General features: G+C 47.6%; 9 protein-coding genes and 1 other RNA gene. 4 read left to right on the top strand and 6 right to left on the bottom strand.

The genetic code is table 11. The features are described 5' to 3' along the window. The 3 genes from ABWO75_RS12260 to ABWO75_RS12250 form a co-directional block, all read left to right on the top strand. Positions 1–669, top strand: a 669-nt coding sequence (locus ABWO75_RS12260) for an alpha/beta fold hydrolase (protein WP_353185941.1), incomplete at its 5' end; no start/stop codon positions are given. 41 nt (positions 670–710) lie between these two features. Continuing rightward, positions 711–1,892, top strand: coding sequence for a homoserine dehydrogenase (locus tag ABWO75_RS12255; RefSeq protein WP_353185939.1), 1,182 nt, complete (start codon positions 711–713; stop codon positions 1,890–1,892). Between the two features lie 118 nt (positions 1,893–2,010). Continuing rightward, a complete protein-coding gene (locus ABWO75_RS12250) occupies positions 2,011–2,199 on the top strand; it encodes a hypothetical protein (RefSeq protein WP_353185937.1) in 189 nt (62 codons plus the stop codon). Between the two features lie 16 nt (positions 2,200–2,215). On the opposite strand, the gene ABWO75_RS12245 is transcribed toward ABWO75_RS12250, so the two are convergent. The 6 genes from ABWO75_RS12245 to argS all read right to left on the bottom strand — a co-directional run bounded on the left by ABWO75_RS12245 (position 2,216) and on the right by argS (position 9,045). Further along, the gene (locus tag ABWO75_RS12245; RefSeq protein WP_353185935.1) at positions 2,216–3,640 is read right to left on the bottom strand and encodes a sigma-54-dependent transcriptional regulator; all 1,425 of its coding nucleotides are present in this window, start codon (positions 3,638–3,640) and stop codon (positions 2,216–2,218) included. An 18-nt stretch (positions 3,641–3,658) separates the two neighbouring features. Next, positions 3,659–4,047, bottom strand: an RNA gene (gene rnpB, locus ABWO75_RS12240) — RNase P RNA component class A. A 208-nt stretch (positions 4,048–4,255) separates the two neighbouring features. Continuing rightward, complete coding sequence (locus ABWO75_RS12235) at positions 4,256–4,834, bottom strand: YdeI/OmpD-associated family protein (RefSeq protein ID WP_353185933.1); 579 nt, start codon at positions 4,832–4,834, stop codon at positions 4,256–4,258. Between the two features lie 23 nt (positions 4,835–4,857). Next, positions 4,858–6,123, bottom strand: coding sequence for a sugar MFS transporter (locus ABWO75_RS12230; RefSeq protein ID WP_353185931.1), 1,266 nt, complete (start codon positions 6,121–6,123; stop codon positions 4,858–4,860). A 49-nt stretch (positions 6,124–6,172) separates the two neighbouring features. Further along, positions 6,173–7,261, bottom strand: a complete 1,089-nt coding sequence (locus ABWO75_RS12225) for an oxidoreductase (protein ID WP_353185929.1) — start codon at positions 7,259–7,261, stop codon at positions 6,173–6,175. Continuing rightward, a complete protein-coding gene (argS, locus tag ABWO75_RS12220; RefSeq protein ID WP_353185927.1) occupies positions 7,261–9,045 on the bottom strand; it encodes an arginine--tRNA ligase in 1,785 nt (594 codons plus the stop codon). The genes ABWO75_RS12225 and argS overlap by 1 nt, the downstream gene beginning before the upstream one ends. 85 nt (positions 9,046–9,130) lie before the next feature. Between argS and ABWO75_RS12215 the strand changes: the two genes are divergently transcribed. Continuing rightward, positions 9,131–10,522 (top strand): arginine decarboxylase, encoded by a 1,392-nt coding sequence (locus ABWO75_RS12215; RefSeq protein ID WP_257656763.1) that lies wholly within the window; start codon positions 9,131–9,133, stop codon positions 10,520–10,522. Positions 10,523–10,538 lie beyond the last annotated feature (16 nt).

Below are 10,538 nucleotides of genomic sequence, written 5' to 3'. Positions count from 1 at the left end.
GGGTCCCTGGGCGGCCAGCAGGCGCTGGAGTGGGCAATTACCGATCCGGAGCGGATTGACAGACTGGTGCTGATGGCAACGAATGCAATGCATTCGCCGTGGGGTATTGCATTCAACGAAAGTCAGCGGATGGCCATAAGCTCGGACCGCACATTTTATGCAAACAGACCAGATGGCGGAGCCAACGGACTGAAAGCTGCGAGGAGTATTGCCTTGTTGTCATACAGGGGGTATGAAACTTATGCAGCCACCCAATCAGAGCCGGAACCGGAAAAACAGGATGATTTCAGGGCTTCCTCCTACCAGCGTTACCAGGGTGGAAAACTGGTCAGGCGGTTTAATGCATACAGCTACTGGTACCTCAGCAAAGCGATGGATGGCCATCATGTGGGACGGGGGCGACAAGGCGGTACTGCGGCAGCACTGCGCAGGGTAAGGGCAAGCACACTGGTAATCGGCATCAGCACTGACCTGCTGTTTCCGGTTCAGGAACAAAAGTTAATTGCCAGCCACATTCCCGGTGCAGTGTATACTGAAATCAGTTCCATCTACGGACATGACGGCTTTTTGGTTGAAACAGGACGCATCACCGAGGAGATCGTTGCCTTCCTGAGGCACACCGCCGGGGAACGGCAACCGGCCGGAATTCGTTCCCGCCAGCTTGTATAATAATTAAGATCAATAAATACCGATAACCGCACACGACAACTATGAGTAAACAATTAACCCTTGGTTTCTTTGGTTTTGGTGTCGTAGGACAGGGACTATACGACATTATCAAAACAAAGGATCTTAACCTGACCGTTAAACGATTCGTCATTAAACATCCCGATAAAAAACGAACGCTTCCCGCTGAATTATTTACCACCGACCCGGATGCTGTGCTCCACGATCCGGAAATTAATACGGTTGTTGAGTTAATCGACGATGCCGATGCTGCCTTTGATATCGTGTCGCGTGCATTGCGGTCCGGGAAAAACGCCGTATCGGCCAACAAGAAAATGATTGCCACACACCTGACCGAACTGATTGCCATCCAGCAGCAATATGGCACCAGCCTACTCTATGAGGGTGCGGTGTGCGGGAGCATCCCCATCATCCGGAATCTGGAAGAATATTATGACAATGAGTTGCTTCATTCTGTAAGCGGCATTTTCAATGGCTCGTCCAATTATATTCTGTCCAAGATCTTTAATGAGGGGCTGGAATATAGCACTGCATTGAAACAGGCGCAGGACCTTGGCTTTGCGGAAACTGACCCAACGCTTGATGTCGGTGGTTTTGACCCCAAGTTCAAGCTGGCCATTATTGCATCCCATGCTTATGGCTTATACCTCGACCCCGATACGATCCTGAACATCGGCATCGACAAACTGGCTCCGGCCGATATTCAGTTTGCGCGGGAAAAGAATTTCAAGATCAAATTGATACCAACGGCCCGTGAAATTGACGATCGTGCCGTCATCCTGTATGTGTTGCCCAAACTCGTGACACCGGCCAATATCCTGTACAACGTAGAAAACGAATACAACGGGGTATCAGTTAAGGCTGCCTTTGCCGATGAACAGTTTTTTTATGGAAAAGGTGCCGGCGGCCACCCTACCGGCTCGGCAGTAATGTCAGACATCACGGCGCTGCGGTATGATTACAAATACGAATATAAAAAACACCTCGGGGCTGGTAGCTTGCGGTACAGTACGGACTGGGAGATCCAGGTATATCTGCGATACGAAGATGAGGAATTGATCAACAAACTGGAATTCTCGTCCATTACTGAACGCTATTATGCCCAGGATTTTAAATACATTATCGGCCGGGTAAATCTCGGCAACATCCTGAAAAATAAAGAATCCGTAAACAGCAATGGGGTCTTTATTGCAGAGATTGCCTAATACAGTATATCCCTATATATAGACAACTAAGGCCGCGCGGAAAAATTAAAATAAAAAAACATAACGGATATTTGTGTATTAATATTTTGTATATTGTACAAAAACACAGATAAACGTTATGCACTATATATTCGCCCTTTTTTTAGCGGTTTCGAGCCATTTTGCATGGGCACAGGACACGAGCAGCAATGTAACAAACGACGGAGGAGCATGGCCTTCCTACGGCTATATTGCGCTTGGGGCCATTGTCATTGCCGTAGTTATTTTTATGCTTATCCGCAAGCAGCACAGAAAATTCAACGAGTAGTTTAATCCATTGAAGACTACGCCTCTCGCTTGAGGCCAAATTTCTCGATTTTACTATACAGGTGGCTGCGCTGGATGTCTATTTCATCGGCCGTTTTGGATACATTCCAGGCATTCTTTTCAAGTTTGTATTTAATGTACTCTTTTTCTACATGGTCCTTGAAATCCTGGAAGGAACCGAAATCATCGTAATCGGCAACGCTTCCGTTTGACGACGCCGTGGTCGGCACTTCGGATACACTGCTAGCTTCTGCTGTTTCCGTTCTGGTGACCGTCCCAAACGCGCCGGGATTGGCGAAAGCATGCACGTCCTTATCCGTAATGGCTTTATCGCTTAAGATGATCAGGCGTTCCACCATGTTCCGAAGCTCCCGGATATTGCCTGTCCAGGGTAGATCCTGCAGTACTTTAATGGCTTCAGCCGTAATTTTCTTTTGGGGTATATTGTATTCTCCGCATATCTCTTCACAGAAATGCTCAGTCAGCACCGGAATATCCGCCTTCCGTTCGGTCAATGGTGGTACGTGAATTAGAATAACACTAAGGCGGTGGTATAGGTCCATACGGAAATTGCCCGCATCAATCTCTTTCAGCAGGTCTTTATTCGTTGCCGCAATGACGCGCACATTAACGGATATTTCCTTTTCGCCACCGACACGGGTAATCTTATTTTCCTGAAGCGCCCGAAGTACTTTGGCCTGAGCGGAAAGACTCATATCCCCGATTTCATCCAGAAACAGTGTGCCGTTATGCGCTTGTTCGAATTTACCGATACGCTGCTTTACCGCGGAAGTAAATGAGCCTTTTTCGTGACCGAACAACTCACTTTCAATCAACTCGGAAGGAATGGCTGCACAGTTCACTTCGATGAGCGGAGCTCCTGCCCTACCTGATTTTTCATGCAGCCACCGGGCGACCAATTCTTTACCGCTGCCGTTAGCCCCGGTAACCAACACCCGGGCATCCGTAGGTGCTACGCGTTCAATTGTATCCTTAATTCGCATCACGGCTTCAGAATCTCCCAGTATATCACGGGTCTTGCTTACTTTCCGTTTCAGCACCTTGGTTTCAGTTACCAGTGTGCCCCGTTCCAGGGCATTCCGAACCGTAATGAGCAACCGGTTCAGGTCGGGTGGCTTCGATATAAAATCGTACGCACCCTTTTTGCTTGCTTCTACGGCGGTTTCGACCGTTCCGTGACCCGATATCATGATAAATGGCAGATCGGGCTTTATGGCAAGTGCTTCAGTCAACACTTCCATGCCATCCATCTTACTCATTTTGATATCACAGAGTACGAGGTCGATATCGTCTTTCTTAATAATGGCCAACCCGTCGATCCCATTGTCCGTATCAATTACCTTATAATCCTCATATTCCAGGATCTCACGCAATGTACTCCGAATGGCCCGCTCATCGTCTATAATCAGTATTTTGGTCATTTTCCGTTGTTTTCCTAAATAAAAGCAAACCCTATAAGCCGGATTCTGTCTCCCGGTAAACCGGGACTTCTATCATTTATCTTGGCTTACCATCACTGGTAAGCTCCAGCGGCTTACCCGTTGCGGTTTCCACCGGAGGTGGAATGGAGCGAGCAACTCCCGGACCGCAACCTATTTAGCCTTTCAACCCCCGGGGTTTACCGCGATGCGTGTCACCACGCAAAGCCGTGGGCTCTTACCCCGCGTTTTCACCCTTGCCCCAGCATGTGCCGGGGCGGTCTGTTTTCTGTGGCACTTTCCGTACCCCGACCGATGTCGGAATCCTTCCCGTTAGGAAGCGGGGTGCTCTGTGTTGTCCGGACTTTCCTCCCCGGCTTTTATACCGGAGCGATAGAACAGGTCTGCTTTGCTACAAAGATACAATTTTTGTCTGTTATTGTTTGTTTCCGTGATCGGTTCGGGTATTGCCGAACGCGGGGATTTTTAGTACAAAAGTTCAATCGAAGAACGAAAGTTGAACCTTGCACAAATGTTCAATCGAAGCCGTTCAGCCTCGCTCTTGGCAATACCTTGTTAGCGGCAGGCATTTTTTCAATTTAACTGTTTTCCGAATTATTATTGTAATTTCTCACCTCTTGCCAATTTTTCAATAATTTCTTTGATACGCCTTTCTCTTGTCTCTTGTTTTTTTGCGGTCTGAAGTTTAAAGCCAATGGAGAAAAGATTTGTCTTATTGAGACCCTTAAAAAATTCTTTTGCTTTTTTGTTTTTGTTCAGTTCTTTTAGAAAGTCTTCAGGAATAGTCATTTTGCTTGAGGAATCATATGCCTTTTCCCAACTACCGTCCTCCTTAGCCCTTTCAACAACTTTTAATCCTGCTGTTCGCATTCTACCTTCATTGGTTAATCTTTCTATATGTCCAATATTTACTTTAGACCAAATACTTTTGGCTCTGCGGGGACAAAATTTTTGTAGCCACGCTTGTTCGTCATACGCTTGTTTTTGACCGTCAATCCACCCATAGCAAAGAGCCATGTCCAGTGCCTCCGCATAGTTGATAGTCTTATTTCCAGAATCTTTCTTGAAGATTTTCATCCAAAGTCCATTTGACTTGTCGTGATGCTTTTCAAGCCAAGTCTCAAATGCTTCGGCTGTTTCAAATTCTATTGTTGAAATAGTATTTATTTTAGTCATATTACTATCTGGCCGTTGCACGGTTATCGATTTGTTTTGTAGAATTTCGCACCGAAAAGGAAGATTACCAAATAGCAGATAATAGGCAGGTAATAGGCTGTGGCCACGTCCTGGTCCGCTATTTTACCCATTAGAAATGGAAATATCGCTGCACCGACAACCCCCATTACGATAAAGGATGACGCCTGTTGGGTATGGGCACCAAGGTCTTTAAGCCCCAGACTGAATATCGTTGGGAACATGATACTGAAAAAGAAGTTAAGCATCAACAGGGCGGCAAAAGAGGGCCATCCCAGGCTCTGTCCGATAATGACACACATGAGCACATTACATGCGGCGAAGGTGGCCAGCAACCTGTTTGGAGCGATGTACCGCATCAGGAAAGTCCCCACAAACCGACCCACGGTCATCATCACCATGCTAAGTGCAAAATAATAACCGGCCAGTTCATCGGTAAAGCCCATTTTTTCATGGCCATAGTTGATAAAAAATGCCCAGGTACCGCCCTGTGCCGCAGCATTGAAAAACTGCGCAATAATAGCCCATATAAAATGTCGACGCTGAAACAGCCGTTTCGGTGCTGACAATACGGCGGATTGTTCATCTGCTTCCACTTCATGGCCAAGCGGTGGTACCCGTAAAAAGCTGAACATAACCGCAACCAGGGATATCGCGACGCCAATGCCGATATAAAGCATTTCAATGGAAGTTAAGCTTCCAGGCGCCCCGATATTTCCACTCAGGATAAAGTAACTGCCCAACAGCGGCCCGATAATGGTGCCCAGACCATTGAATGACTGTGCAAAATTAATCCGCCGGTCACTGGATTCCTGTTTACCCAACGCGGCCACAAACGGATGAGCCACGGTTTCCAGCGTTGCCAGGCCGCAGGCCAATATAAACAGGGCTATCCGAAAGAAACCGAACGACTCGGCGCCCGCTGCTGGAACAAAAAGGAACGCCCCCACGGCATAGAGTGATAATCCGAGCAATACGCCGTTTTTATAGCCAAAGCGTTTCATGAATATTCCTGCGGGAATTCCCATAACGGCATACGCTCCAAAGATAGAGAACTGGACGAGACCCGACTCGGCTTTGGATACGCCCAGCACGTTCTGAAAATGTTTATTCAACACATCGCCCATCGTGATGGCGATACCCCAGAGCATGAAAAGCAGGGTAACAAATCCAAATACTACCCAGTACCTGCGTTCCGTTAATTTGGCTGTACCCGCCTGAGGCTTGTCTGCGGCGGAAGGGATTCCTGCTGATGTGGTGTTGTGATCCATTACTTCAGATTTATTGGCTATTGCGATTGGCCAAATATAATAAACCGTTTTAGCAATCCAACAATTTTTCGTTATCCAGCACAACGGTCCGTTTTTCACGCCAGCTTTGTTCCGCCAGCTCAATTATCCGGATGACATTGCGTGCTGCTGCCGCAGTTACTGCCAGCGCGGAACGGCCATGTACGGCATCGCACACATTACGGTAGAATGCCGGATAATCGCCACGTTCGCTTTCCACATAGGCAATGTGATCGGCACCGTCTTCCAGTACATTCAATTTTCCCCATATTGATTCCGGTTCTTTTCCCCACTCGGGGTCTTCCAGTGGGGATGCACCTGCTTTCAATGCGGCTTCCTGTGGGTCAATGCCATATTTCACAAATGCGCCCTGCAATCCGTACAGGGCATAACGCGGCGATGGTTCTTTGACCAGCATGGAGCTTTTCAGGGTAACCTTAAGTTGGGGATAGTGCAGAATCAGTTCAAAATCATCCACAGCCTGTGCACCCGGGCGCTGCATGCGCAGGTCGGCATTAATGGCCTGCGGTGCGCCGAACAATTGCAACGATTGGTCGATCAGGTGAGCGCCCAGATCATATAGGATACCCGATCCGGGCAGGTTCATTTCACGCCATGCATTTTTCTTCAGCGCATTACGGAACCGATCGTACCTGGCTTCAAAAGAAACCAGCTTCCCCAGGCGGCCGCCCGCGATTATTTTTTTGATGGTTAGGTAGTCGCTGTTCCAGCGGGCATTGTGATACACACTGAGTAAACGGTTGTGTCTCTGGGCCAATGCGATAAGCTCGTCCGCCTCCGCCGAAGTATTGGTAAATGGTTTTTCCACCACAACATCTTTACCGGCCAATAATGCCGCCTTGGCTAATGTGTAGTGAACATCATTTGAAGTGGCGATCACAATCAGGTCAATATCATCGGCATGAACAATTTCGGCTGCGGCCGTTACACCGGTTGCATCCGGATACCGTGCTGCCAATACTTCCTGCTGGTCAGGTCTTCTGGTCGTTACCTTATGTAGCCGCAGCCCGTCAACCGTAGTGATTGTCGGTGCATGGAAGACCTGGCCGGCCATACCGAAGCCGATGAGGCCCACATTTATTTTTCTTACTGGTTGCATCACATCCGTTCCGGCACTTCAATACCGAGTAACTTCATTCCGTCGGCAATGACACGGGCTGTGGCTGCCGAAAGGTTCATTCTAAAATCACGGACGATCCCATCCTCCGCCTTCAGTATGGATTCTTCGTGGTAAAATTTATTATATTGTTTCGCTACGTCGTAAATGTAATTGGCCAGCTGGGCCGGACTGAATTCCCTGGCAGCCGATTCAATTACCGCGGGATAATTACCCAGCAACTGAATCAGGTCCCGTTCAGCCGGCGCAAGGGCTACCGGAAGCTCAATAGTTGATTGCGAACCATAGCTTCCTTTTGTCAACACCGATTTTATACGTGCATGGGTATATTGAATAAAAGGCCCCGTGTGTCCCTGAAAATCAATGGATTCGTTCGGATCAAAAAGCAGCCGCTTCTTCGGCTCAACCTTTAGCAGAAAATACTTAAGTGCCCCCATACCAATGATGTGATACAAATGAGCCTTCTCCGGCGCGGCAAGCCCTTCCGTCTTTCCGAGTTCTTCCGTACGTTTGCGGGCAGTATCCTCCATTTCATCCATCAGGTCATCTGCATCGACCACGGTACCCTCCCGTGATTTCATCTTTCCGGAGGGAAGGTCAACCATCCCATAGGACAGGTGGAACAGGCCGTCTGCCCAGGACTTGCCCAGCTTTTTCAATATCAGAAACAACACCTTAAAATGGTAGTCCTGTTCGTTGCCCACCACATAAATGGATTCATCTAGACCAAAATCATCATACTTCAACTGTGCAGTTCCCAAATCCTGTGTGATGTATACCGACGTGCCGTCGCCACGGAGTACCAGCTTTTCATCCAGTCCATCGGCCGTCAGATCGATCCAGACCGACTGGTCTTCCTTTCTGTAAAACACACCTTTATCAAGCCCTTCCTTAATCAGATCTTTACCTAATAGGTAGGTGTCGGATTCGTAGTAATATTGGTCAAAATCGACCCCCAAACGCCGATAAGTTTCTTCAAATCCCTGGTATACCCACCCATTCATGGTTTTCCACAGTGTAATCACTTCCGGGTCCCCCGCCTCCCAACGTCGCAGCAGCTCCTGCGCATCCTGGATTAAGGGAGCATTCTTCTTAGCCTCTTCCTCACTTTGGCCCTGCGCTTTAAGCACATCAATCTCCTTTTTATACGCTTGGTCAAAAAGCACATAGTACTTACCCACGAGGTGGTCGCCCTTCATGCCACTGCTTTCGGGTGTCTCTCCATTGCCCCAGCGCTGCCAGGCGAGCATAGACTTGCAAATGTGTATTCCGCGGTCATTGACCAGGTTGGCTTTAGTTACCTCATAACCGGACGCTTTCAGAATTTCCGCAACCGAGTAGCCCAACAAGTTATTCCGGATGTGACCCAAATGCAATGGCTTATTCGTGTTGGGTGAAGAATATTCAACCAGCAGTTTCCGGCCATTGGAAGGATGTCTTCCAAAACCTTCCGCCGAGATATGCGTTGTGAATAATGTAGCCCAATAGACATCGGACAGGCTGATATTGAGAAAGCCCTTAATGGTATTAAAAGATGTGATTTCCGGGAGATGCCGCATCAGGTATTGACCAATCGCGTCGCCTGTCGCTTCCGGTGATTTCCGGGAAAAACGGGTAATCGGGAAAATAACGGCGGTCAGCTGGCCCTCAAATTCTTTTCTCGTTTCCTGCAGCGTGATCTGACCTTCGGGCAAATCACCTTCAAATAACGTTTTTACGGCCTGCTTAATATGGTGTATAAGTTGTTGTTGTATCGTTTGGGTCATGTAAACAGTAAAGCATTAATTTATTTCTATTGCAGGTATATTGCGTTTCATACCGAAAGCATATCTTTGCCAAAAATATAAAAAAATGCAGAGCTATCAGGAATTTCTTGACCTAAGCGTGGGCTTCCCGCAGGATGGATTCGAAATTATAGATGACGAGTTATATTTTCATGACCTGAATCTCATGGAGATGATCGAAACCTATGGTACGCCATTGCGGTTTACCTATTTGCCGATCATCAGCAAGAAGATCCAACAAGCCAAAATTCTGTTTCAGACCGCAATTCTTAAACATAATTATAGGGGTTCCTATAAATATTGCTACTGCACGAAAAGTTCGCATTTCCGCCACGTGGTGGAAGAAGCGCTTAAAAACGACATCCACCTGGAAACGTCTTCCGCTTTTGATATGCCGATGATTGAGGCCATGGAGAAGAAGGGTACCGTTACCAAGGATATCACGGTGATCTGCAACGGGTTTAAGACCTACCAGTATAAGCAGTACATTATCGATATGCTGCACGACGGCTATAGAAACATCATTCCGGTACTCGACAATAAAGAGGAATTCAATCTTTATGACGATGAGGTGGAACTTGATGAACCCTGCAACCTGGGTATCCGTATTGCAGCAGAAGAACAGCCCGATTCGCCGTTCTATACCTCGCGCCTGGGCATCCGGCTGGAGGATATACTCGATTTTTATAACAGCAAGATAATCTCGAACCCGAACTTCAAGGTTAAGCTACTGCACTTTTTTATCAATTCCGGCATTTCGGATACGCCGTATTACTGGACTGAGCTGGAAAAATACGTAACACTGTACTGCAAGTTCAAAAAGATCAATCCCGACCTGGACACCCTCGATATTGGTGGCGGTATGCCATTCAAGGATTCGCTGGTACACGACTTCGATTACGAATACATGGTAAACGAAATCGTGAACCGTATCAAGCAGATCTGTGCCGTCCATGAAGTAATGGAACCCGACATCATCACCGAATTCGGCAAATACACCGTGGCCGAGGCGTCGGGCATCTTATATAAGGTAATTGGGCGGAAACAGCAGAATGACCGTGAAAAATGGCTGATGCTAGATGGATCGTTTATTACCAACCTTCCTGATGTGTGGGCGCTCAATCAGAAATATATCCTCCTTCCAGTAAATAACTGGGACTCGGAATACGAACGCGTTAACCTTGGTGGGATCACTTGTGACGGACAGGATTACTACAGCCAGGAAGCTCATATCAATAGCGTATTCATGCCTAAAACACGAAAGCTCCAATATCTCGGCTTTTTCCATACGGGCGCTTACCAGGAAGTGTTGAGTGGATATGGCGGCATACACCATTGCCTGTTACCGTCGCCCAAGCATGTGCTGGTACGCCGGAATCGCGATGAAACTTTTAATTTCGAAGTATTTGGTGAGGAACAGAACAGCAAACAGGTACTCCGGCTGCTGGGATACCAATAAGCTGTAAATACGCCTT

Origin of the sequence: Parapedobacter lycopersici (assembly GCF_040395035.1) — a bacterium.
Lineage (GTDB): Bacteria > Bacteroidota > Bacteroidia > Sphingobacteriales > Sphingobacteriaceae > Parapedobacter > Parapedobacter lycopersici_A.
This window is presented reverse-complemented; position numbering and strand designations above follow the sequence as displayed.

Coding starts and splice junctions, on each gene's coding strand:
- argS (WP_353185927.1), bottom strand. CDS start 9,045: ATGACCCAAACGATACAACAACAACTTATACACCATATTAAGCAGGCC.
- ABWO75_RS12245 (WP_353185935.1), bottom strand. CDS start 3,640: ATGACCAAAATACTGATTATAGACGATGAGCGGGCCATTCGGAGTACA.
- ABWO75_RS12235 (WP_353185933.1), bottom strand. CDS start 4,834: ATGACTAAAATAAATACTATTTCAACAATAGAATTTGAAACAGCCGAA.
- ABWO75_RS12215 (WP_257656763.1), top strand. CDS start 9,131: ATGCAGAGCTATCAGGAATTTCTTGACCTAAGCGTGGGCTTCCCGCAG.
- ABWO75_RS12255 (WP_353185939.1), top strand. CDS start 711: ATGAGTAAACAATTAACCCTTGGTTTCTTTGGTTTTGGTGTCGTAGGA.
- ABWO75_RS12250 (WP_353185937.1), top strand. CDS start 2,011: ATGCACTATATATTCGCCCTTTTTTTAGCGGTTTCGAGCCATTTTGCA.
- ABWO75_RS12225 (WP_353185929.1), bottom strand. CDS start 7,261: ATGCAACCAGTAAGAAAAATAAATGTGGGCCTCATCGGCTTCGGTATG.
- ABWO75_RS12230 (WP_353185931.1), bottom strand. CDS start 6,123: ATGGATCACAACACCACATCAGCAGGAATCCCTTCCGCCGCAGACAAG.